This is a genomic window from Streptomyces sp. SN-593 (assembly GCF_016756395.1).
Classification (GTDB): Bacteria; Actinomycetota; Actinomycetes; order Streptomycetales; family Streptomycetaceae; genus Actinacidiphila; species Actinacidiphila reveromycinica.
The window spans coordinates 1,507,348-1,530,184 of record NZ_AP018365.1 but is presented as its reverse complement, the minus strand read 5'-3'; the positions used below and the strand labels follow the sequence as shown (position 1 = coordinate 1,530,184).

The window sequence follows — 22,837 nt, the reverse complement described above, 5'->3', positions numbered from 1 at the left end:
GGGCAATTCCTTCGGCAAAGTCAGCTCTGGAACTGTGGACGAGCTAGTGATCCGGAGGGGGGCGGGGATGTGCCGTGCCGGTCGCTCGCGCAATGCGTTCGAGCAGAATACGTCCTCGCGGCCGACGGTGTGCGCCTCTCGCTGATCTTCGCCGCGCCGGTCGTACGGCCACGCCCGCCGGCCCGCGCGGATCGGACATCGCCGCAGGCAGGCACGGTGTCCGCCCGCCGTCCAGCCTCGCACGCCGGCCGGCGCGCACGCGATCGGCACCCCGTGTCCGCGCGGTCACCACGGTTTCCTCACATCATCGCCATGCGGTCGTCGCGCCGCGCACACGCACCGGCGGCCCGCGCCTGTCGCCGTCCGCGCCCGCGGGCGCTGATACCCTGGTAGCCCGTGGGCCGGTGGGCTGTGAACCACTGAACCGCCGCGACGGCGCGACAAGACCGAGCGCCGTCCCGACACTCACCTCGCGACCACGGGAGCCCCCTCTTGGCAACTGCGCCGAAATCCACGACGACCAAGCACATCTTCGTCACCGGTGGGGTGGCCTCCTCGCTGGGCAAGGGGCTCACCGCCTCCAGCCTCGGCGCCTTGCTCAAGGCACGCGGCCTGCGCGTCACCATGCAGAAGCTCGACCCGTACCTCAACGTGGACCCGGGCACGATGAACCCGTTCCAGCACGGCGAGGTCTTCGTCACCGACGACGGCGCCGAGACCGACCTCGACATCGGCCACTACGAGCGCTTCCTCGACGTGAACCTCGCCGGGTCGGCGAACGTCACCACCGGCCAGGTCTACTCCTCGGTGATCGCCAAGGAGCGGCGCGGGGAGTACCTCGGCGACACCGTCCAGGTCATCCCGCACATCACCAACGAGATCAAGTCCCGCATCCGGCGGATGGCCGGCGAGGACGTCGACGTGGTCATCACCGAGGTCGGCGGCACCGTCGGCGACATCGAGTCGCTGCCCTTCCTGGAGTCGGTCCGCCAGGTCCGCCACGAGGTCGGCCGCGACAACGTGTTCGTGGTGCACATCTCCCTGCTCCCCTACATCGGCCCGTCCGGCGAGCTGAAGACCAAGCCGACCCAGCACTCGGTGGCGGCCCTGCGCAACATCGGCATCCAGCCCGACGCGATCGTGCTGCGCGCCGACCGCGAGGTGCCCACCGCCATCAAGCGCAAGGTCTCCCTGATGTGCGACGTCGACGAGGACGCGGTGGTCGCCGCGATCGACGCCCCCTCGATCTACGACATCCCCAAGGTCCTGCACACCGAGGGCCTGGACGCCTACGTGGTGCGGCGCCTCGACCTGCCCTTCCGCGACGTGGACTGGACCGAGTGGGACGACCTGCTCAGGCGGGTGCACGAGCCCGCCCACGAGGTCACCGTCGCCCTGGTCGGCAAGTACATCGACCTGCCCGACGCCTACCTGTCGGTCACCGAGGCGATCCGGGCCGGCGGCTTCGCGAACAACGCCCGCGTCACCGTGAAGTGGGTCGCCTCCGACGACTGCGAGACACCGGCGGGAGCCGCCGCGCAGCTCGCCGGCGTCGACGCGGTGTGCGTGCCCGGCGGCTTCGGCGACCGCGGCGTGGAGGGCAAGGTCGGCGCCATCACCTACGCGCGCGAGCGGCGCATCCCGCTGCTCGGCCTGTGCCTGGGCCTCCAGTGCATCGTGATCGAGGCCGCCCGCAACCTGGCGGGGATCGCCGACGCGAACTCCACCGAGTTCGACCCGGCCACCGCCCACCCGGTCATCTCCACCATGGCCGAACAGCTCGACATCGTGGACGGCAAGGGCGACCTCGGCGGCACCATGCGGCTGGGCACCTACCCCGCGCAGCTCGCCGAGGGCTCCATCGTCCGCGAGGTCTACGGCGACCGGCCCCGCGTCGAGGAGCGGCACCGCCACCGCTACGAGGTCAACAACGCCTACCGCTCCGAGCTGGAGCAGAAGACCGGCCTGGTCTTCTCCGGCACCTCGCCCGACGACAAGCTGGTGGAGTACGTCGAGTACCCGCGCGACGTGCACCCCTACCTGGTGGCCACCCAGGCGCACCCGGAGCTGAAGTCCCGGCCGACCCGGCCGCACCCGCTGTTCGCCGGCCTGGTCAAGGCCGCGGTCGCGGCCCAGGCGCACCGCTGACCCGTCGCCGACCCGCCGCGGACCAGACCGCGGACCAGACCGCGGATCCGCCGCCGACCTCCCGCCCGACCTCCCGCCCGGCGTCCCGCGCGCCGGGCGGCGATCCCGACCCCCTGACATCCCGGAAGGCGCAGCATGCTCCAGGACACTCCGCAGGAGTGGCAGGTCACGGCCACCTCCACGCCGTTCACCGGCAAGAAGACCGGCGTGCGCACCGACCAGGTGGTGATGCCCGACGGTTCCACCGTCAGCCGTGACTACCAGGTCCACCCCGGCTCCGTCGCCGTCCTCGCCCTCGACGACGCCGACCGCGTCCTGGTGCTCAAGCAGTACCGGCACCCGGTCCGCCGGAAGCTGTGGGAGATCCCCGCCGGACTGCTCGACATCCCCGGCGAGAACCCGCTGCACGCCGCCCAGCGCGAGCTGTACGAGGAGGCGCACGTCAAGGCGGACGACTGGCGGGTGCTCGCCGACATCTACACCTCGCCCGGCGGTTCCGACGAGGCCGTGCGGGTCTTCCTGGCCCGCGGCGTCTCCGAGGCCGAGGGCGAGCGCTTCGAGGTCAGCGAGGAGGAGGCCGACCTGGAGTACGCGCGGGTGCCGCTGGCCGAACTGGTCCAGGGGGTGCTGGCGGGCGAACTCCACAACAGCTGCCTGGTGGTCGGGGTGCTCGCGCTGAACGCCGCGCTCGCCGCGGACGGGCTGGACGCGCTGCGGCCGGCGGAGTCGCCGTGGCCGGCGCGCCCGTTCACGGCGTAGCGGGCGCTTTCACGGTGCCGGCGCTTTCACGGTGCGGGCGCTTCCACGGTGCGGCGGGTGCTTTCGCGGCCGGGCGGACGGCCTCACGGCATGGCGGGGTCCGGTCACGGCGTGGCGGGGTGCGGCGGTCGGCGGTCGGCGGTCGCGGGAGGGCCCGGGGACGCGCGGGGCCCCGAGGGGCGCGCGGTGATCTGAAAGGGTGATCATTGGCGCCGCCGTCGGCCGTGGGCCCAGGGGCGCGGTGCCCGGCGTGAACTAGGCTCGACGCGCCCCCTTCCCGGGGCACCACCTCACCTCCGGGAGCGTGCCAGTGCCGGACCAGGCCCTCGACCCGTGGCGGTCCCCTGCGGGGAGCACCGGCGAGACGGGGAGCCCCGCGCCCGGGCGGACCCCCGCGGAGCCGGGGCCGCACCCGGCGGCGGTGCCGCCGACCACGGAGGGCGCCGCTCCGGCCGGGCAGGAGCCGCCGTCGCGGGAGCCCGAGCGGGTGCCGGCGGCGGTCGCGCCCGAGGCGGACGGACCGGCCGGCGACGGTGCCGCGCTCGACCCGGGGGACGAAGGCGACAGGCCGGTGGACGACGCCGGGACCGGCGGCGGGCCCGCCCGCGCCGCGTCGGACGCCGACGCGGCGGCGATGACGGTGCCGACGGCGCCGGTCGGGCCCGGGACACCGGCACACGGCCCGCGGGAGCGGGATTCCGAGGGCACCGCGGCGGGGGAGCGTCAACCGTCCGCAGACCGCGGCGAGGCGGCGGGTGGGCGGTCCGGCGCCGACGTCCCGGCTGCGGCTGCCGTGCCCGCGGGCGAGCCGGTCGGCGAGCCGGTGGGCGCCGCGGCGGAGAGCCCGGCCCCGATGCCACCCGCCCGGGCGCCCGAGCCCGGGTCCGAGCCCCGATCCCCGTGGCGCGGTGCCGACGCGGAAGGGGGCGCGCCCGGTACACCGCCACCCACCCGCGCCGGCGCCTCGGCGGGTTCGGTCGTCCGTTCCGCGCCGGGTGCGTCGTCGTCGCGGGCCGCGGCGGGGCCTGTCGCGCGGCCCGGGCCAGGTGCGTCGGCGGCGGCTGCGGCCGGTCCCGGTGTCCGCGTCGGGACCGGGGCGGTGCCCGTTCCGGCTCCCGGCGTTCCGGCTGCTTCCTCTGCTCCCGCCGCTTCGGCCGCTTCCGCGGCCCCCGCGGCGCCGCCCCGCCCGTCGTATCCGCCCGCCACGGAGCCTGGCGGCGACGTGCGCGGACTGCCCGCGTCCGCACCGTACTTCGCGGGGCGCCGGCGGGAACTGGCCCAGTTGCGCGCCGACATCGTGGGGCCCGGGCTCGTCGCGGCCGGCGGGAAGCGGCCGGAACGCGCCAGGGTGCTGCTGGTCGTCGGCCGGCCCGGGGCCGGCCGCACCGAACTGGCGGTCAAGCTCGCCCGCGAGGTCGCGGCGGCCTACCCCGACGGGCAGTTCTTCCTGACGCTGACCGACACCGACGGCGCCCCCGTCCCCGTCGAGCGCGCCGCCCGCGCGCTGCTCCGGACCCTGGCCGCCCGCGGACCCGCGGCCGCCCGCCCCGCCGTCCCCGGGCAGGCAGCCGGGGGCCGTACGGACGACGACCCCGCCGCGGGACCGGTGGCCGCGCTGCGCGCCGCCACCGCCGGGCGCCGCCTGCTGCTGGTGCTCGACGACGTGGGGCGCGCCGAGCAGCTCTCCGGGCTGCTGCCGCAGGCGCCCGGCAGCCTGGTCGTGGCGACCGCGGACGGCCCGCTGCCCGGCGTCGCCGACGTCCGCCCCTGCGCCCTCGGCGGCCTGGACACGCCCGCCTCCCTCGCGCTGATCGCCCACACCACCGGCGGCACCCGGCTCACCAACGACCCGCGGGCCGCCGAGACGCTCGTCCAGGAACTGTCCGGGCACCCCACCGCGCTGCGCCTGGCGGCGGCATGGCTCGCGGCGCAGCCCCGCATGCCGCTGTCCGAGGCGGCCGCCCGGCTGCGGGCGCTCCCCGGCACGCCGTACCCGCCCGCGGTGCCCGTTCCGCCGCCCGCCCCGCCCGCCGCGGGGACGGACGTGGCCCCGGGCCCCACGCCCACCGAGGCGCCCGGCGAGGCGGCAGGGGCGACGGCAGGGGCATCGGCCGCGCGCGAACGTGCGACCGCCGGGCACCAGGACGCGCCCCGCCGCCCTCCCGCCCCGCCCGAACTGCTGCGCGCCTTCCGGGCCGCCTACGGCGTCCTGCCGCCGGCCGCCGCCCGCCTGCTGCGCAGCCTCGTACTCGCCCCGGCCGGCAGCATCGACGCCCACGTCGCCTCCGCGCTGGTCGGCTGCGCGGTGGACGCCGCCGAGCGCGCCCTCGACGGTCTCGCCGACGCCGCACTGCTGGTCCGCGGCCCGGTCGAGGGCCTGTACCGGGTGCCGGGCTGCCTCGTGCCGCTGCTGCGCGCCCTGCTGGAGGGCACCGACCGTCCGCAGGACGTCCGGTTGGCCCGGGCACGGATGCTGGAGCGGACCGTACGGCTGCTGGAGTCGTGCCGGCTGACGCTGGCCCGCGAGGGCGGCGCCGACGCGCTGCCGGGCAACGTGCGGTTCACCTCCCCGGCCGCCGCGGCCGGCTGGCTGCTCGCCCGCCGCCCCGCGCTGATGGCCGCGGCCCGCGCCGCCGTGGCCGACGGCGAACTCGACACCCTCGCCCGCCGGCTGATCGCCGCTCTCGTCCGTGCCCTGCTCGCGCTGCCCGCGGGCGGGCCGGCCCCCGGCGCCGAGGGCGACCCCGCACCGGCGGGCGGCACCCGCCGCCCCGCGACCCGTGCGGACCGCCACGCCCTGCACACCCTGGCCCTGACCGTCGCCGAGCGGCGCCGCCTGCCGCGCGAGCGGGCCGCCGCGCTGATCAACCTCGCCGACCTGGACGTGGAGGCGGGCCGGACCGAGGAGGCGGTCACCTCCTACCGCCGGGCGCTCGAAGCCGCCCGCGCCGCCGACGACAGCGGGGCGGAGGGCCGGGTGCTGGAGGCGATCGGGGGCTGCCACCTCGAACTCGGGGACCTCTCGCGGGCCGGCGACTGGTTCGGCCGCGCGCTCGCGCTGCGCCAGGGCCGCGGTGAACTCGCCGACCAGGCCCGGCTGCACGCCCGGATCGGCGCGGTCCTGACCTACCTGGGCAGCCACGGCCCCGCGCTGCGGGAGTGGCGCGCGGCCGCCGGGGTGCACCGCCGGCTCGGCGACGCGGCGTCGCAGGCCCGGGCGCTGGCCGAGGCGGCGCGGGTGCAGGAGTACGCCGGCCTGCCGGAGGACGCGCTGCGCACCTGCCGCGACGCCCTCTACTACGCCCGCCAGGTCGGCGAGCGGCGGTTGGAGGCCGCCGTGCTGCTGCGGATGGCCGACGCGCTCCAGCACCTCGGCGACACCGGGGGCGCCGACCTCCAGCGCGCCGCCGCCCGCCGTCTGCTGCGCGCGGGTGAGCGCCCGGCGTTCTGACCGGGCGCCCCTGGGCTCGTCGCCGACCCGGGGCCCCGGTGGTCCGCGGCACCACTGGCCCGGGGCGCCGCTGGCCCGGGGCCCCGGTGGTCCCCGGCTCCGGTGGTCCGAGGCTCCGGCGGCGCCCGGGGTGGCTGGGGCGGCGGGTCTCGCGCTGCGGACCAGTCGGCACCTGGACTTTCCGTCCGTAGCGGCGACCAGCCTACGAAACTGCCAATGCTCTCCGCCAAACCCACCACTTTGTAAGGCTGGACAGCGGCTCCTCCTTCACTAGACTGAGTTCCGCCGCACACAAGCCGGTCAGGTCCGGAGTGTCGTGCGATGCCGCACCATGTCCGTACACCGGACGTGTGGGCGCACCCTCCCCGAACCTCCTGAGTGCAAGGACCGTGATCGACGTGAAGGTGGGCATCCCCCGCGAGGTCAAGAACAACGAGTTCCGCGTGGCCATCACCCCGGCCGGCGTGCACGAACTCGTCCGGCACGGCCACGAGGTCGTCGTCGAGCGGGGCGCCGGCGGCGGCTCGTCCATCCCCGACGAGGAGTACCTGGCCGCGGGTGCCGCCGTGCTCGGCACCGCCGACGAGGTGTGGGGCGCCGCGGACCTGCTGCTGAAGGTCAAGGAGCCGGTCGCCGAGGAGTACCACCGACTGCGCAAGGACCAGGTCCTCTTCACCTACCTGCACCTGGCCGCCTCCCGCGCGTGCACCGACGCGCTCCTGGAGTCCGGCACCACCGCGATCGCGTACGAGACGGTCGAGACGCCCGGTCGCCGGCTGCCGCTGCTCGCCCCGATGTCCGAGGTCGCCGGGCGGCTCGCCCCGCAGGTCGGCGCGTACCACCTGATGCGCTCCGCGGGCGGCCGCGGGGTGCTGCCCGGCGGGGTGCCCGGGGTGAAGTCCGGCCGCGCCGTGGTGATCGGCGCCGGCGTCTCCGGCTGGCACGCCACCACCATCGCGCTCGGGCTCGGCTTCCACGTCACCCTGCTCGACAAGGATGTCGACAAACTGCGCGAGGCCGACAAGGTGTTCGGCAACCGGGTGCAGACCATCACCTCCAACGCCCTCGCGCTGGAGCAGGCCGTGCTCGACGCGGACCTGGTCGTCGGCGCGGTGCTGGTGCCCGGTGCCAAGGCACCCAAGCTGGTCACCAACGAGTTGGTCTCGCGGATGAAGCAGGGTTCGGTACTTGTCGACATCGCGATCGACCAGGGCGGCTGCTTCGAGGACTCGCGCCCCACCACCCACGCCGAACCGACCTTCACCGTGCACGACTCGGTCTTCTACTGCGTGGCGAACATGCCCGGCGCGGTGCCCAACACCTCGACCTACGCGCTCACCAACGTGACGCTGCCGTACATCGTGGAGCTCGCCGACCGCGGCTGGCGCGAGGCGCTGCGCCGCGACGCCGCCCTCGCCCTCGGCCTCAACACCCATGAGGGCCAGGTCGTTTACGGTCCCGTCGCCGAGGCGCACGACCTGCCCGCGGCCGACCTGCACACGGTGCTCGGCTGACCGCACGAAGGTCCGAAAAAACGTCACGCGGCTGCGGCTCGCACCAACTGCGCACCGACGGCGGGGTCTTGTCCACCGAGACCCCGCCGTTCGCGTGGTTACGCCCTTGACAGAGGGGTGTTCCGTTCCCGACACATCGTGCCGTGTCCGGCGGATTGTGTTGCTGCGAACCACCGACACGCCATAGAGTCGCGAAACGTCGGCTGTAGTCACGCTGACCTATCTAGATGTTTCCTGGTCACCAAGGAGGTAAGACGACTTGTGAATGAGTCGACATTTGCTCCCGGGGGTGGTCAACCAGGAACGACCGTCGGTTCCGTTGCGGTCCGTACCTTCGATTCCCGCCGGCCCGAGACGACGACCACGGAGACAATCCCCGGTTACGCCATGGCTCCTTACGACGACGACCACGACCTGCAAGACGGTCAGTTCTACGACCCGGACGCCGAATACGAGCCGGACCCGGAGTACGCTGCCACGCTCGCGCCGGACGCCGCCCGCCAGCGCCGCGAGCGCGTCGGCCCCACCGGCCGCCCGTTGCCGTACTTCCCGATCCCGAACCCGCTCACCGACCACGGGCCGGCGAAGATCATCGCGATGTGCAACCAGAAGGGCGGGGTCGGCAAGACCACCTCGACCATCAACCTGGGTGCCGCGCTCGCCGAGTACGGCCGCCGGGTGCTGCTCGTCGACTTCGACCCGCAGGGCGCCCTGTCGGTCGGCCTCGGGGTCAACCCGATGGAACTCGACATCACCGTCTACAACCTGCTGATGGAACGCGGGCTGGCCGCCGACGAGGTGCTGCTGAAGACCGCGGTCCCCGGCATGGACCTGCTGCCGAGCAACATCGACCTGTCCGCCGCCGAGGTGCAGCTCGTCAGCGAGGTGGCCCGCGAGTCCGCGCTGCAGCGCGCCCTCAAGCCGCTGATGTCCGACTACGACTACATCGTCATCGACTGCCAGCCGTCGCTGGGCCTACTCACCGTCAACGCCCTCACCGCGGCGCACTCGGTGATCGTGCCGCTGGAGTGCGAGTTCTTCGCGCTGCGCGGGGTCGCGCTGCTCACCGAGACCATCGAGAAGGTCCGCGAGCGGCTCAACCCCGAGCTGGAGCTCGACGGCATCCTCGCCACCATGTACGACTCGCGCACCGTGCACAGCCGCGAGGTGCTGGCCCGGGTGGTCGAGGCATTCGACGACCACGTCTTCCACACCGTCATCGGCCGTACCGTGCGCTTCCCGGAGACCACCGTGGCCGGCGAGCCGATCACCACGTACGCGTCCAACTCCGTCGGAGCCGCCGCCTATCGCCAACTCGCCAGGGAGGTGCTCGCGCGGTGCCACGCCGAGTGAGTCTGCCGGGGGCCGACGAGCTGTTCCGGACCACCGGTGGTGCGTCGCTCCAGGCACCCTCGCCGTCCCACGGCGCAGAGGCGGACGCCGACGCGCGCTCCGGCGGCCCGGGCTCGCAGGCAGGCGGCGCCGCGCCCGCCGCCCCCACGGCCAACGGCGCGGTGTCCGCGCCCGCCGACGAGCACGGCGGCCGCGACGGCGCGCACCCCGTGCCGCCCGGCCAGCGCCGTCCGACCGGGGAGCGCGGCCCCGAGCGCGGCGGCACGGTGCAGGCCGCCGCCACGGTCACGCCCCCGGTGGCCACCGCGACCGTCACCTCGCAGAAGCCCACCCCGCCCCCGATCACCGCGACGCCCCAACCCGCCGCGCCCGCGCGGCGCAAGGCGCCCCGGCAGAACCGCCGCCCCAGCGGGCGCGAACGCCACGACGAGAAGATCACGGTCTACGTCTCCGCGGAGGAGCTGATGGACCTCGAACACGCCCGGCTGGTGCTGCGCGGCGAACACGGGCTGGCCATCGACCGCGGCCGGATCGTCCGCGAGGCCGTCGCCGTGGTCCTCGCCGACCTCGAGTCGCGCGGGGACGCCAGCATCCTGGTCCGCCGCCTGCGCGGCCGCTGACCCGTCCACGGGACCGCACGCGGTGCCCGGCCACCGAAGCGCCCGGACCGTGCGCCGGTCCGACCGCAGGCGGCGCGGCTCCCGCCGCCTCCGACCGCACACCTGAGCCCGCGCGGCTCCCGTCGCAGGCACCGGGTCCGACCCGCGCCGGCGAGTAGCCTGCTCACGATGCCTACCTCACCCGCCACCCCCCGCCGCAGCCTCGGACGCGGCGCCGCCGCCGCCGTCGCGGCGTCGGAGCCGGAGGCCGCCCCGGAACCGCGGTCCGCCGCGGAAGGGGAGCCGGAGCCTGCCGCGGCAGCGGAGCCGGCGGCCCCGGAACATGCGTCGGTGCCGGAGCATGGGTCCGTGCCGGAAACGGCGGCGGAGGGCGCCGAGGCCGGCCCGGGAGACGCGGCAGAACCCGGGGGAGCACCCGAGGACGCCGAACCCGGGGCCACCGAACCCGGGGACGCCGAACCCGGGGGGAGCGGCGACCGGTTCACCGTCCGGCTCGCCAACTTCGAGGGGCCGTTCGACCTGCTGCTCCAACTGATCGCCAAGCACCGCCTCGACGTGACCGAGATCGCCCTGTCGAAGGTCACCAACGAGTTCATGGCGCACCTCCGCTCCATGGGCGCGGACTGGGATCTCGACCAGACCACGGAGTTCCTGGTGGTCGCGGCCACGCTGCTGGACCTCAAGGCGGCCCGGCTGCTGCCCGCGGCCGAGGTGGAGGACGAGGCGGACCTCGCCCTGCTGGAGGCGCGCGACCTGCTGTTCGCCCGGCTGCTCCAGTACCGCGCGTACAAGCAGATCGCCGCGATCTTCGCGGAGCGGCTGGAGCAGGAGGCGCTGCGCCACCCGCGCACCGTCGGACTGGAGCCCCAGCACGCGGAGTTGCTGCCGGAGGTGGTGCTGGGCATCGGTCCCGAGCGGTTCGCCCGGCTCGCGGTCAAGGCGATGCAGCCCAAGCCGAGGCCGCAGGTGTACGTGGACCACATCCACGCGCCGCTGGTGAGCGTGCGCGAACAGGCCGAGCACGTGATCGCGCTGCTGCGCGAGCGCGGTGCGGCGAGCTTCGGGGAGCTGACCGCCGACGCGGCGGACACCCTCACGGTCGTGGCGCGCTTCCTGGCGCTGCTGGAGCTGTACCGGGAGAAGGCGGTCGCGCTGGACCAGGAGGAGGCGCTCGGCGTGCTCCAGGTGCGGTGGACGGGCGCCACCGAGGACACGGCGCCGCTGGTGACCGACGAGTTCGACCAGGAGGCCGCCCCGGCGCCCGGCCGCCCCGGTGGCGCGCGTACCGGAAGCGGTCCGGCCGGCACGGGCGCGCCTGCCGGAGGCGTGCCCACCGGGGGCGGCTCGTCCGCCGGTGACACCGACGACCCCGGCGCGGCCGGGAAGGGAGAGCAGTGATGACCGACGTGACCGACCTCACGCGGGCCGCCGCGGGCGCCCCCGTGCCCGCCCCCGTCCCCGACGACGCCGCCCCGACCGGGCTGCTCGCGGCCGCGACCGCCGAACTGGAGCTCAAGCCGGCGCTGGAGGCCGTGCTGATGGTGGTGGACGAGCCCGCGACCGAGGAGCACCTCGCCAAGGTGCTGGGCCGGCCGCGCCGAGCGGTCGGCAGGGCGCTGCGCGAGCTGTCCGACGACTACACCCGCGACGGCAGGGGCTTCGACCTGCGGCTGGTCGCGGGGGGCTGGCGGTTCTACACCCGCCCGGCCTTCTCGCCGGCGGTGGAGAGCTTCGTGCTGGACGGCCAGCAGGCCCGGCTGACCCAGGCCGCGCTGGAGACGCTGGCGGTGGTGGCGTACCGGCAGCCGGTGAGCCGGTCCCGGGTCTCGGCGGTGCGCGGAGTGAACTGCGACGGGGTCATGCGCACCCTGCTCCAGCGCGGGCTGGTGGAGGAAGGTGGGACGGAACCCGAGACAGGTGCGATCCTGTACGGGACGACGAACTACTTCCTGGAACGCATGGGCCTGCGCAGCCTCGACGAGCTGCCCGAGCTCGCCCCGTTCCTGCCGGAGGCGGAAGCGGTCGAGGCGGAGTCCGCGGAAGGGCTCCCGTCCTTCGACCCCGACGCCCCGGACGATCCACCGACGACCTCGACCTCGATCACCTCGATTACGGAACCTTGATGCGAAGCAGCGACAGGAACAGCGGCGGCAACCGGAAACCCCGCGGCGGCAGTGGCGGTGGCGGCTCCGCCGGCCGTTCCGCCGGCGGTTCTGCGGGCGGCCGGCGCGGCGACCAGCCGGAGCGCCCCCGCAAGCCGCGTCCGGAGGAGCGCCGCTACGACGTCGGCGGCACCGGGCAGTCCGGTGCGAACAAGCCCGGCGGCATGCCCCGTACCAAGGACGCGGGCGGTGCGAAGCCCGGCGCCCGGCCGACCGGCAACCGCGGCCGCAAGCCGGTCCCGGCGCGGCCGCGCGAGCTCGACGCCCAGATCGAGCAGCGCAACCGCGAGCGCCACAACAAGCCGCAGGTCAAGACGCCCAAGACGTTCCCCGGCGCCGAGCAGGAGGGCGAGCGGCTGCAGAAGGTGCTGGCCAGGGCCGGCATGGGGTCGCGCCGGGCGTGCGAGGAGCTGATCGAGCAGCACCGCGTCGAGGTGAACGGCGAGATCGTCACCGAGCAGGGCATGCGGGTCGACCCCGACCGCGACGAGGTGAAGGTCGACGGGCTCACCGTCGCCACGCAGTCGTACCTGTTCTTCGCGCTGAACAAGCCGGCCGGCGTCGTGTCCACGATGGAGGACCCCGACGGGCGGCAGTGCCTCGGGGACTACGTCACCAACCGCGACACCCGGCTCTTCCACGTCGGCCGGCTCGACACCGAGACCGAGGGCCTGATCCTGCTCACCAACCACGGCGAGCTGGCCCACCGGCTGACCCACCCGCGCTACGGCGTGCAGAAGACCTACCTCGCCGCGATCCAGGGCCCGTTGCCCCGCGACCTGGGCAAGCAGCTCAAGAGCGGCATCGAGCTGGAGGACGGCTGGGCGCGCGCCGACCACTTCCGGATCGTGCACAACACCGGCAAGAACTACCTGGTCGAGGTGACCCTCCACGAGGGCCGCAAGCACATCGTGCGCCGCATGCTGGCCGAGGCGGGCTTCCCCGTCGACAAGCTGGTGCGCACCAGCTTCGGGCCGATCCCGCTCGGCGACCAGAAGTCCGGCTGGCTGCGCCGCCTCACCAACACCGAGGTCGGGATGCTGATGCGCGAGGTCGACCTCTAGGACGAGCGGCCGCCCCGGGTAAGGGGCGCGCTCCAGGCGGCGGCCCCTTACCCGGGCCGCCGCCGCCCGTCCCGTCCGCCGCCCGCGCCCGTGCTCGCCGCGCTCCTCGCCCACCCCGCCTCGACACCCGTCACCGCCCGCGGCTTGGATGGACCCGTGACCACGCCCCCCGCCTCCGCGACCTCCCCCGCCGTGCCCGTCGCCTCCCTGTCCGCGCTCGCGGCCGCACAGGTGCCCGACCTCGCCCCGGCCGTCGCCGACCTGCTCGGCGCCGGCCCCGAGCTGCTGTTCGCCACCGTCTCCGGCGCCCACCTGTACGGGTTCCCGTCCCGGGACTCCGACGTGGACCTGCGCGGCGTGCACCTGCTGCGCCTGCGCGAGGTCATCGGCCTGCGCGAGGGCGAACCGACGCGGACCCGGATGTGGCAGCGCGACGGCCTCGACCTGGACCTGGTCACCCACGACCTGCTGAAGTTCGCCCGGCTGATGCTGCGCCGCAACGGCTACGTGCTGGAACAACTGCTCTCGCCGCTGGTCGTCCACACCACGGCGGTCCACGCCGAGCTCACCGCCCTGGCGCCCGGAGCGGTCACGGCGGGCCACGCCCACCACTACCGCGGGTTCGCCACCACCCAGTGGCGCCTGCACGAGAAGAACGGCGAGCTCAAGCCGCTCCTGTACACGTTCCGGGGCCTGCTCACCGGCATCCACCTGATGCGCACCGGCCGGGTGCTGGCCCACCTGCCCACCCTCGTCGAGGAGGTGCCGGAAGCCCCGGCCTACCTGCCCGACCTGGTCGCCGCCAAGGCCGAGGCCGAGCACGGCCCGACCCCCGAGCTGCCCTCCGTACGCCTCGCCGGCGACGTGGCGGCCCTGCACGGTGCCCTGACCGCCGCCCAGGGCGCCTCCCGGCTCCCGGAGCACCCGAGCGCCCAGGACGCGCTCCACGACCTGGTCGTCCGCACCCGCGAGGCCGCCGTCTGAGACCCGCGCGTACCTACGGGAAGGAGCGGGGGACCGGCGACAGCGCCGGGGAGCGCGGTGCCAGGTCAGGGGCGGCGGAGGCGCCGCGCACGCGGATCAGGAAGTCCTCGACCCGGGTCACGTCCGGCTCGTCCGGCAGCGCGGTACGGGTGGCGGCCGCGTCGATCTCCTCGGTGAGGGCGCGCGTCCACGCCCGTACCTCGTCCCAGGCCAGCTCGCCGCGCTTGACCGCCAGCAGGCGGTCGCGGTATGGGCCCGCGTCGATGCTGAGCCGGCCGGTGCGCAGCAGGTCACGGCAGCTCAGCAGCAGCCGCAGCAGGTGCATGCCGTGCTTCCAGCGCGGCCGCCGGTGGGCGCGCAGGTCCGCCTCCAGCCTGCCGAGCTGCTGGACGGCGTACCCGCGGAGCGCCGCCTCGGCGCGGCGGGAGAGGAAGGCGCCGCGCAGCGCGAGCAGTTCGCGGCCGGTCGCGTCGGCGTACTCGACCAGGGGGGAGTGCAGGCACTCCAGGACGTTGGGGTTGCCGCGCAGCGCGAGCACGCAGAACCGCTCCAGCTCCCAGGAGAACTGCTCGTCCAGCGGTCCCGTGACGTGGGTGGGCGGCTTGTCCAGCCGCCAGAACAGCGGGGTGGGCGCGACGAACACCCCGCGCCGGTCGATGTCGCTGTCGTCGGTGGCCAGCCCGAAGGCGCGCGAGCCCATCACGCACGCGTAGACCGTGTGGTCCGTGACCAGTCCGTGCCCCACGTCGTCCCCCAGCGATTCGCGCATGAGGGCGATTATGGCCATCCGGCCGGCTCGCGCGCGCACTTTTCGTGTTCCGCGCGGGTCGGTACGCGGGCTACGGGACGCATGGTGCCGCGGGGGAGCCGGGACCGCCCGCCGCCCTGGTACGCCCCCGGCGCGTTACGACCCGGCCCGTCCCGGCCCGCGGTGCCGGCCGCCTCCGCCCGACGGGACAGCCCTTAGGCTGGACGGGGACCGCCACCCGGTCGTACCGCCGCCGCGCCGCACCCCGGCCCGCGGCTGCTCCCCGCGCCGACCCGGCGCCCGTCCGCCGGCCTTCCGCCCCCGCCGCTCGCGGCCGCTCCACCCGTGCAACCGCTCCCACCCGTGCATCCGCTTCCGCCCGTACATCCGCCCCCGCACCCGCAAGGACACCCTTCGTGAGGACCGCCCTCGTCATCGGAACCGGCCTGATGGGCACGTCCGCCGCACTCGCGCTCAGCGGCCGCGGCGTCGACGTGTACCTGACGGACCACGACGAATCCGCCGCCCGTACCGCCGAGGCGCTCGGCGCGGGCAGCTCGGGGCAGCCGCCGCGGCCCGTGGACCTCGTGGTCGTCGCGGTCCCGCCCGCCCACGTGGCCGTCACCCTCGCCGGGGCGATCCGCGACGGCCTGGGCCGCGGCTACCTGGACGTGGCCAGCGTCAAGGGCGGTCCGCGCCGGGAACTGGTCGCCCTGGGCTGCGACCTCACCCGCTACATCGGCACCCACCCCATGGCCGGACGGGAGCGCTCCGGCCCGCTGGCGGCCGCCGCCGAACTCTTCGAGGGCCGCCCCTGGGTGCTCACCCCCACGGCCGGCACCGACACCGAGGTGCTCAACCTCGCGCTGGAGCTGGTCGCCCTGTGCCGCGCGGTCCCGGTCGTGATGGACGCCGACGCGCACGACCGCGCGGTCGCGCTGGTCTCGCACACCCCGCAGCTCGTCTCCAGCATGGTCGCCGCCCGGCTGGAGCACGCGGAGGACGCCGCCGTCCGCCTGTGCGGGCAGGGCATCCTCGACGTCACCCGGGTCGCCGGGTCCGAGCCGGGCATGTGGATGGACATCCTCGCGGCCAACCCCGGCCCGGTCGCCGACGTCCTCGACGACCTGGCGAACGACCTGGCCGGGACCGTCAGCGCGCTGCGGGCCCTGCAGTCCGCCGACGACGGCAAGCGGCGCGAGGGCGCGGCCGGCATCGAGGACGTCCTGCGCCGCGGCAACGCCGGCCGCGCCAAGGTCCCCGGCAAGCACGGCGCCGCCCCCAAGCCGTACGAGAGCGTCGGGGTGCTCATCGGCGACCAGCCCGGCGAGCTGGCCAGGCTCTTCGCGGACGCCGGCGCCGCGGGCGTCAACATCGAGGACGTGCGGATCGAGCACTCCACCGGCCAGCAGGCGGGTCTGGTGCACCTCACGGTCGAGCCGCGCAGCGCCCCGGTGCTGTCGGCGGCGCTGCGGGAGCGCGGCTGGGCGCTGCGGCCGTAGGTCCTGTCCGGTGCCGCCCCGTGCCCCGTGCCCCTTGGCACGGGTGGCGCTGGGCCACCCGGGGGGCCGGTAACCTTGAGGGATGGCATCCGGCCACCCCGCCGGCCCGCCCGTACCCGCATCCGTGCACGAGGAAGGCCATCCGCTGTGTCAAATCCGGTGATCGTCGCGATCGACGGCCCCTCCGGCACGGGCAAGTCCAGCACGTCCCGGGCGGTCGCGTCCCGGCTCGGCCTCAGCTACCTCGACACGGGCGCGCAGTACCGCGCGATCACCTGGTGGATGCTGGCCAACGGCGTGGACGTCGACGACGCGGCGGCCGTGGCCGACCAGGCGGGCAAGCCCGCGATCGTGTCCGGCACCGACCCGGCCGCCCCCGCGATCACCGTGGACGGCGTGGACGCCTCCGGCCCGATCCGCACCCAGGAGGTCACCGCCGCGGTCAGCGCGGTGAGCGCCGTGCCCGAGGTGCGGACCCGGATGGTCGAGATCCAGCGCGCCTGTGCCGCCGCCGCGCCCGCCGGCATCGTGGTCGAGGGTCGTGACATCGGCACCACCGTGCTGCCCGACGCCACCGTCAAGATCTACCTCACCGCCTCCGCCGAGGTCCGCGCCGCGCGCCGCAGCGGCGAACTGAAGGGCGCCCAGTCCGTCGCCGACACCCAGGCGGCCCTGGTCCGGCGCGACGCCGCCGACTCCGGCCGCAAGACCTCGCCGCTGGCCAAGGCCGACGACGCCGTGGAGGTCGACACCAGCGAGCTCACCCTCGACCAGGTCGTCGAGCAGGTCGTCGCTCTGGTCGGGGAGAAGCGAGCGGCGCGGTGAGCACCCAGCGCGGGACCCTGGCGCCGCCCGCGGCGCCGCCGTCCACGCCCTCCGCCCCGCCGCTGCCGAGCGCGCGCGGCGCCGCGGTGGCCCGGGGCATCGGCATCGGGCTGATGAACGGCCTGTGGCGGCCCCGGGTGCTCGGCGACTGGCGGCTGCCCGCCCACGGCCCGGTCATCCTGGCGGGCAACCACAGCCACAACATCGACGGGCCGATGCTGATCGGCACCTGCCCGCGGCCGCTGCACTTCCTGGTGAAGAAGGAGGCGTTCGTCGGCCCGCTCGACCCGTTCCTGCGGGCCATCGGGCAGGTCGAGGTCGACCGTTCCGGCGCCGACCGCGGCGCGATCACCGCGGCGCTCGGCGTGCTGGAGCGGGGCGGGGTGCTGGGCATCTTCCCCGAGGGCACCCGCGGGGAGGGCGACTTCGCGCAGTTGCGGGCCGGGCTGGCGTACTTCGCGGTGCGCTCGGGCGCCCCGGTGGTGCCCGTCGCCGTCCTCGGCAGCGCCCGGCGCGGCCGGCTCGTCGGGGGCCTGCCGCCGCTGCGCGCCCGTATCGACGTCGTCTACGGCGAACCGTTCGAGGCGGGCGACGGGAGCGGGCGGCGGACCCGTACCGCCCTCGACGACGCCACCCGGCGCATCCAGGCGCACCTGACCGCGCACCTCGCCGAGGCCCGGCGGACCACCGGGCGGGCGTGACCCGGGCCCGCCCGACGGCCCCCGGCCGGGGACCGCGCCCCGCCCGGGCGTCCCGGCAGCGGCGCCCACGTACTTCTTGCTGATCGACGGAGAGACCTCATGGACCAGGGATACGAACACGACGCCGCCGACGCGCTCGGCGACGCCGAATACGCCGAGTTCATGCAGCTCGCCGAGGAGGAGGGCTTCGACCCGGCGGAGGTCGCCGACGACCTCGCGGAGGCCGGCCACGGGCCGCTCCCCGTGCTCGCCGTGGTCGGCCGGCCGAACGTCGGCAAGTCGACACTGGTGAACCGGATCATCGGCCGCCGCGAGGCCGTCGTGGAGGACCGCCCCGGCGTCACCCGCGACCGGGTCACCTACGAGGCGAACTGGAACGGGCGGCGCTTCAAGCTGGTCGACACCGGCGGCTGGGAGCAGGACGTGCTCGGCATCGACGCGTCGGTGGCCGCGCAGGCCGAGTTCGCGATCGACGCCGCCGACGCGGTGGTCTTCGTGGTCGACGCGACGGTGGGCGCCACCGACACCGACGAGGCGGTCGTGAAGCTGCTGCGCCGGGCCGGCAAGCCCGTGGTGCTGGCCGCCAACAAGGTCGACGGCCCCTCCGGGGAGGCCGACGCGTACACGCTGTGGAACCTCGGCCTCGGCGAGCCCCACCCGATCTCCTCGCTGCACGGCCGCGGCACCGGCGACCTGCTGGACGCCATCATGGAGGCGCTGCCGGAGGCGCCCGCGATGACCTTCGGCGAGGCCCTCGGCGGCCCGCGCCGCATCGCGCTGATCGGCCGCCCCAACGTCGGCAAGTCCTCGCTGCTGAACAAGGTGGCCGGCAGCGACCGGGTGGTCGTCAACGAGGTCGCCGGCACCACCCGCGACCCGGTCGACGAGCTGATCGAGCTGGGCGGGGTCACCTGGAAGTTCGTCGACACCGCCGGCATCCGGCGGCGGGTGCACCTCACCGAGGGCGCCGACTACTACGCCTCCCTGCGCACCGCGGCCGCGGTGGAGAAGGCCGAGGTCGCGGTGGTCCTGATCGACGCGAGCGAGACGCTCAGCGAGCAGGACACCCGGATCATCTCGATGGCCGTGGAGGCCGGCCGCGCCGTGGTCATCGCCTACAACAAGTGGGACCTGCTGGACGAGGAGCGCCGGTACTACCTGGAGCGCGAGATCGAGCGCGACCTCGTCCAGGTCCAATGGGCGCCCCGGGTCAACGTCTCGGCGCAGACCGGACGGCACATGGAGAAGCTGGTCCCGGCGATCGAGACCGCGCTCGCCGGCTGGGAGACCCGGGTGCCGACCGGGCGGCTGAACGCCTTCCTCGGCGAGCTGGTCTCCGCCCACCCGCACCCGATCCGCGGCGGCAAGCAGCCGCGCATCCTGTTCGGCACCCAGGCGGGCACCCGGCCGCCGCGTTTCGTGCTCTTCGCGTCCGGCTTCCTGGAGGCGGGCTACCGCCGGTTCATCGAGCGCCGGCTGCGCGAGGAGTTCGGTTTCGAGGGCACGCCGATCCAGGTGTCGGTGCGGGTGCGGGAGAAGCGCGGCCGGAAGAAGTAGCGGCGGGCGGGCGGGAGGGAGCGGAGCGCCCGACTCGGGCGTCCACTCCCTCCGCTCCCTCCGCTGCCCGGTGCGGGGTACTGCGGCGGTGTGCGGCCTGCGGTGGGACGGCCCGTGACCGGGGACGGCGCGTGGCGGACGGCACGCGATGGCGGTGCGCGGTGACGCGGTACTCCGCGGGCCGCGGGCGGTCGCTACCGCATCCGGTTGTCGCCACGGCCCGGGGGCAGCGCCGCCGGGCCGTCACCGTCGGCCCCGCGCCGCCCGCCGCGGCCGCCCCGCCCGCCGGTGCCGTTCGCACCGCCCCCGCCCGATCCCTGGGTGCCCCCGTGCCCCTGGCCGGCCGTGCCCCCGGGGTCGCTGCGGTGCCGGCCGCCCGGCGCCAGTGGCGGGTACTCCGCCTGCCAGGCCGCGAACCCCTTGAACTGCAGCGACTCCTCGCCGCTGCGGTCGCCGGGAAGGGTGCGGAACAGCCGGCGGTACTCCGAGTACAGGGCGTCGTAGATCGGCGTGTTCGACGCACCGGCCCCGCTCCCGTCCTGCGCGGTGCGCATGGGCGGGATGTAGCGCTGGTAAGGGGCTCGGGAGGATGCGTCGAAGCTGTACACGTAACTGCCAACGACCCGGCGCCGGGCGGGATGCGGGCCGCGCGGTTGAATTGCCGATCTTTGACCAGGTCAACAGGGTGGTGTCGGCGGCAGGACGCGCGAAGGCGCGCGCAGCACGCCGCGCGCGCCCTCCGGACGGCCCAAGGGCCTGCCCGGCGGATCTCGCCGGGCCCGCCACGCCCGGTGCCGCACCTCCGCGCGTTGTCGAACCCTCCGCGTACGACCCGGTACGGGGACGGTTCTCCGGCGTGCGGTGCACGGCACCGGACGCCGCGAGCCCGACCGGCGGGATCCGCCGGACAGGCCCCAGCCGTATGACCGTGTGCTGATCGGGTTCCGGTCAGGTGCCCGACAGGGGCATGGTGGCCGCGACGAGCTGGCCGCGCGAGCAGGCCCGGGCCAGCGCGTCCCGCATCAGGTCCTCGCGCGGCTGCCGGCCGATCGAGCCGGCCGGGCCCGCGTACACGTACACCTCGTTGCCGCGCTGCACCGCGGCCCGCCAGCCGTCGCTGACCTGGAGCGGCTGGTGCGCCTGCCACCAGGCCGCCGCGGGGCCGCCGTTGGCGCCCGGCTGGAGCACGGCGTGCAGCTTGCCCATGGCCAGCAGCACCGACCACCCCGGCAGCGGCGACGGCGGCGCCTCCAGGTCGAGCTGGGGCACGAAGCCCTGCTCGATCAGGAGCGGCAGGAAGTCGTCGCCGTCGCCGGTGGAGCCCACCCGGGCGACCGGGCCGGTCGGCTCGACCACCAGGGCCGGGCGGAGCTGCTCCTCCACGATGATCAGACCGCAGGTGATGCCCAGCACCGCCTGTCGGGGCGCGAGGTCGAGGTCGGGCACGGCCGGGTCCGTCGGCCGGACGGCGGCCGGGCCGCCGGCGGAGCCGCCGCCCGCGGGGACGCCGTACGACTCGGTCTGCGGCGGGACGCCCGCGGAGAGCCCCGCGGCGGGGCCGGCCGGGCCGGCGGGGGCCCCGGAGATGCTGGCGACCGCGCCCTGCAACTGGGCCTCGGACACCGGTACGACCTGCGAGGGGATGCACGCGGCGTGCGCGAACGCCAGCACGGCGGTCTCGTCGCCCACGAAGAGCACGGTGCTGGTCCGCTCCTGCCCGCTGTCCCCGGGCGTCCGGCAGGACGTGCAGTCGTACGTGCCCGGCAAGCTCTCGCCGGTGAGGAGCCGGTCGGTCTCCTCGTCGCCGATCTCGGCTCGTACCTCATCGCTCACGTCGAGCATGGGCGCCACGGGAGTCTCCTTGGAAGTGCGGTGCTGCGGTCATGAACGCGGGCCGGAAGTCCGGCGGCCGGGCGGGCCCCGGCGCACTGTGACAACGGACGGCCCGCGCGGGGGGTCACGGTTTGCGGGATACGGGTTGCGCCGGGTGCGTGCGCCGTCCGGGTGAGGTAGGGGGTCCACGGGCCGTGGCACCCGGGTTCCCGGCGGGAGGCGTGCCTAGCGTGGCCCGATGATCGAACTGTCGAACTTGTCGGACTCATCTGATTTGTCAGCCCCGCCAGCTCAGCCGGTTCAGTCAACCCCGTCGGTGCCCGGGTCGTCGGCCGCGCCGGCAGGCCGGCCGGTGGTCGGGCCGGCGGTCGGATCGGTCGTCCCGTCGACGGCCCGGCAGGCGGCCCGGCCGGCCCCTGCGCCGCAGACGCCGGCCTGGCCCGCCCCGGAGGCGCCCGGAGGCGGGGTGTGGGGTGCCGCGCGTCTCTCGCGCCACGTCGGCGGCGTCCGCCGGATCGCCCTCGCGCGGATCCGCGGCCCGCGCGCCGCCACCGCGGCCGCCGTGCTCGGCGCCTGCGCGCTGCTCCCGCTGGTGACGCAGTCCGCCGTCGCGGCCCCGGCCCCCGCCCCGCGGAAGCCCGCGCTCCACGAGCCGCTCCGCCACGCGTCGCTCCTCCCGCAGCCGGCCGCGCAGCGGCCCGGCGCCGTGCGGAAGGACGAGGTTTCCGGGCTCCTCGCCCCCAAGGCAGCCCCCGCGGCCGCCCCCGTCGACCGCTCCCGGCCGGCCGACCCGACCGCCGCCCGCACCGCTCCGCTCGCCGCCTCCGGTCCCGCCGCCGCACCGCGCGCGGCCACGTTCACCCGGCAGCGCTCGGTCTGGGACGACCTCGCGATGTGCGAGAGCAGCGGCGACTGGCAGATCAACACCGGCAACGGCTACTACGGCGGGCTCCAGTTCTGGCAGCCCACCTGGGAGATGTTCGGCGGCCTGAAGTACGCCCGCCGCCCCGACCTGGCCTCGCCGCAGCACCAGATCGACATCGCCGAGGCGGTGCTGCGGGTGCAGGGCTGGAACGCCTGGCCGGTGTGCTCGCGGCGGATCGGCCGCAGCGGCTTCCAGCACCTCGTGCACACCGTGCAGCCCGGTGAGACCCTCGCGGGGATCGCCGACTCCTACGGCGTGGACGGCGGCTGGGAGCAGGTGTACGACCTCAACAAGAGCCTGATCGGGTCCGACCCGAACCACTTGGAGCCGGGCATGGTCCTCACCGTCAACTGATCCGGTGGCCACTGAACCGGTGGCGACCCGGCCGCGGGGCGCGGAAGGCGCGTCCGGCCGCCGGGCGGACCGGGCGGGGTGCGCGGGGCCGACGGGGAATCCCCGTCGGCCCCGCTGCCGTGCCGTGGTGCCGTGGTGCCGTCGGGTCGTCGGGTCGTCGGGTCGTCGGGTCGTCGGGTCGTCGGGTCGTCCGCGTCGATCGCGTCGATCGCGTCGATCGCGTCGATCGCGTCTTCTGGCGGCTTAACGTGTGATGGCCCGGTAAACCACTGGAAATGATGAGTTTTTGTGCGGGAGCTGTGCGAAGCATGTGCGGGCCGACCGCCGCATGCCGTCA

General features: G+C 75.3%; 18 protein-coding genes. 15 read left to right on the top strand and 3 right to left on the bottom strand.

Going from position 1 to position 22,837, the window contains the following annotated elements; translation table 11 throughout:
* Positions 1 to 492: 492 nt before the first annotated feature.
* The 10 genes from pyrG to RVR_RS06425 all read left to right on the top strand — a co-directional run bounded on the left by pyrG (position 493) and on the right by RVR_RS06425 (position 14,055).
* Complete coding sequence (gene pyrG / locus RVR_RS06470) at positions 493 to 2,148, top strand: CTP synthase (RefSeq protein ID WP_202232924.1); 1,656 nt, start codon at positions 493 to 495, stop codon at positions 2,146 to 2,148.
* A 135-nt stretch (positions 2,149 to 2,283) separates the two neighbouring features.
* On the top strand, positions 2,284 to 2,907 hold the full coding sequence (locus tag RVR_RS06465) for an NUDIX domain-containing protein (protein ID WP_202232923.1): 624 nt from the start codon (positions 2,284 to 2,286) through the stop codon (positions 2,905 to 2,907).
* A gap of 1,222 nt (positions 2,908 to 4,129) precedes the next feature.
* Complete coding sequence (locus tag RVR_RS06460) at positions 4,130 to 6,358, top strand: tetratricopeptide repeat protein (protein WP_237404602.1); 2,229 nt, start codon at positions 4,130 to 4,132, stop codon at positions 6,356 to 6,358.
* Positions 6,359 to 6,747: 389 nt separating this feature from the next.
* Positions 6,748 to 7,872, top strand: a complete 1,125-nt coding sequence (gene ald / locus RVR_RS06455; protein ID WP_202238434.1) for an alanine dehydrogenase — start codon at positions 6,748 to 6,750, stop codon at positions 7,870 to 7,872.
* Between the two features lie 261 nt (positions 7,873 to 8,133).
* Positions 8,134 to 9,225, top strand: coding sequence for a ParA family protein (locus RVR_RS06450; protein ID WP_202232922.1), 1,092 nt, complete (start codon positions 8,134 to 8,136; stop codon positions 9,223 to 9,225).
* Positions 9,222 to 9,845 (top strand): hypothetical protein, encoded by a 624-nt coding sequence (locus tag RVR_RS06445; RefSeq protein WP_202232921.1) that lies wholly within the window; start codon positions 9,222 to 9,224, stop codon positions 9,843 to 9,845. Before RVR_RS06450 ends, RVR_RS06445 begins: the two co-directional genes overlap by 4 nt.
* 168 nt (positions 9,846 to 10,013) lie before the next feature.
* Positions 10,014 to 11,243, top strand: a complete 1,230-nt coding sequence (locus RVR_RS06440) for a segregation and condensation protein A (protein WP_202232920.1) — start codon at positions 10,014 to 10,016, stop codon at positions 11,241 to 11,243.
* A 140-nt stretch (positions 11,244 to 11,383) separates the two neighbouring features.
* Positions 11,384 to 11,968: an SMC-Scp complex subunit ScpB gene (scpB, locus tag RVR_RS06435; RefSeq protein ID WP_237405251.1), complete on the top strand. Its 585-nt coding sequence runs from the start codon at positions 11,384 to 11,386 to the stop codon at positions 11,966 to 11,968.
* Positions 11,968 to 13,071, top strand: coding sequence for a pseudouridine synthase (locus RVR_RS06430; RefSeq protein ID WP_202232919.1), 1,104 nt, complete (start codon positions 11,968 to 11,970; stop codon positions 13,069 to 13,071). The genes scpB and RVR_RS06430 overlap by 1 nt, the downstream gene beginning before the upstream one ends.
* Positions 13,072 to 13,278: 207 nt before the next feature.
* Positions 13,279 to 14,055, top strand: a complete 777-nt coding sequence (locus RVR_RS06425; protein ID WP_430393219.1) for a nucleotidyltransferase domain-containing protein — start codon at positions 13,279 to 13,281, stop codon at positions 14,053 to 14,055.
* Positions 14,056 to 14,068: 13 nt separating this feature from the next.
* Here RVR_RS06425 and RVR_RS06420 read toward each other — a convergent pair whose 3' ends face one another.
* Positions 14,069 to 14,824 (bottom strand): nucleotidyltransferase domain-containing protein, encoded by a 756-nt coding sequence (locus RVR_RS06420; protein ID WP_202232918.1) that lies wholly within the window; start codon positions 14,822 to 14,824, stop codon positions 14,069 to 14,071.
* 395 nt (positions 14,825 to 15,219) lie between these two features.
* Between RVR_RS06420 and RVR_RS06415 the strand changes: the two genes are divergently transcribed.
* The 4 genes from RVR_RS06415 to der all read left to right on the top strand — a co-directional run bounded on the left by RVR_RS06415 (position 15,220) and on the right by der (position 19,388).
* The gene (locus RVR_RS06415; protein WP_202232917.1) at positions 15,220 to 16,305 is read left to right on the top strand and encodes a prephenate dehydrogenase; all 1,086 of its coding nucleotides are present in this window, start codon (positions 15,220 to 15,222) and stop codon (positions 16,303 to 16,305) included.
* A gap of 147 nt (positions 16,306 to 16,452) precedes the next feature.
* Entirely contained in the window at positions 16,453 to 17,130 is a 678-nt protein-coding gene (gene cmk, locus RVR_RS06410) for a (d)CMP kinase (protein ID WP_237404601.1), read from the top strand.
* A gap of 113 nt (positions 17,131 to 17,243) precedes the next feature.
* Entirely contained in the window at positions 17,244 to 17,831 is a 588-nt protein-coding gene (locus tag RVR_RS06405; protein ID WP_202238430.1) for a lysophospholipid acyltransferase family protein, read from the top strand.
* 99 nt (positions 17,832 to 17,930) lie between these two features.
* Entirely contained in the window at positions 17,931 to 19,388 is a 1,458-nt protein-coding gene (gene der, locus RVR_RS06400; RefSeq protein ID WP_202232916.1) for a ribosome biogenesis GTPase Der, read from the top strand.
* Positions 19,389 to 19,582: 194 nt separating this feature from the next.
* Here der and RVR_RS06395 read toward each other — a convergent pair whose 3' ends face one another.
* On the bottom strand, positions 19,583 to 19,942 hold the full coding sequence (locus tag RVR_RS06395) for a hypothetical protein (RefSeq protein WP_202232915.1): 360 nt from the start codon (positions 19,940 to 19,942) through the stop codon (positions 19,583 to 19,585).
* Between the two features lie 394 nt (positions 19,943 to 20,336).
* Positions 20,337 to 21,230 carry a hypothetical protein gene (locus RVR_RS06390; protein WP_202238429.1) on the bottom strand — a complete coding sequence of 298 codons (894 nt, stop codon included), beginning with the start codon at positions 21,228 to 21,230 and terminating at the stop codon, positions 20,337 to 20,339.
* A gap of 457 nt (positions 21,231 to 21,687) precedes the next feature.
* Between RVR_RS06390 and RVR_RS38550 the strand changes: the two genes are divergently transcribed.
* Positions 21,688 to 22,500: a LysM peptidoglycan-binding domain-containing protein gene (locus tag RVR_RS38550; protein ID WP_272933060.1), complete on the top strand. Its 813-nt coding sequence runs from the start codon at positions 21,688 to 21,690 to the stop codon at positions 22,498 to 22,500.
* Positions 22,501 to 22,837 lie beyond the last annotated feature (337 nt).

What these genes read in the sequence shown, in the direction of transcription:
- RVR_RS06395 (WP_202232915.1), bottom strand. Translation starts at nt 19,942, where the DNA reads ATGCGCACCGCGCAGGACGGGAGCGGGGCCGGTGCGTCGAACACGCCG.
- RVR_RS06390 (WP_202238429.1), bottom strand. Translation starts at nt 21,230, where the DNA reads ATGCTCGACGTGAGCGATGAGGTACGAGCCGAGATCGGCGACGAGGAG.
- RVR_RS06405 (WP_202238430.1), top strand. Translation starts at nt 17,244, where the DNA reads ATGAACGGCCTGTGGCGGCCCCGGGTGCTCGGCGACTGGCGGCTGCCC.
- der (WP_202232916.1), top strand. Translation starts at nt 17,931, where the DNA reads ATGGACCAGGGATACGAACACGACGCCGCCGACGCGCTCGGCGACGCC.
- RVR_RS06465 (WP_202232923.1), top strand. Translation starts at nt 2,284, where the DNA reads ATGCTCCAGGACACTCCGCAGGAGTGGCAGGTCACGGCCACCTCCACG.
- RVR_RS06420 (WP_202232918.1), bottom strand. Translation starts at nt 14,824, where the DNA reads ATGCGCGAATCGCTGGGGGACGACGTGGGGCACGGACTGGTCACGGAC.
- RVR_RS06440 (WP_202232920.1), top strand. Translation starts at nt 10,014, where the DNA reads ATGCCTACCTCACCCGCCACCCCCCGCCGCAGCCTCGGACGCGGCGCC.
- RVR_RS06430 (WP_202232919.1), top strand. Translation starts at nt 11,968, where the DNA reads ATGCGAAGCAGCGACAGGAACAGCGGCGGCAACCGGAAACCCCGCGGC.
- scpB (WP_237405251.1), top strand. Translation starts at nt 11,384, where the DNA reads ATGGTGGTGGACGAGCCCGCGACCGAGGAGCACCTCGCCAAGGTGCTG.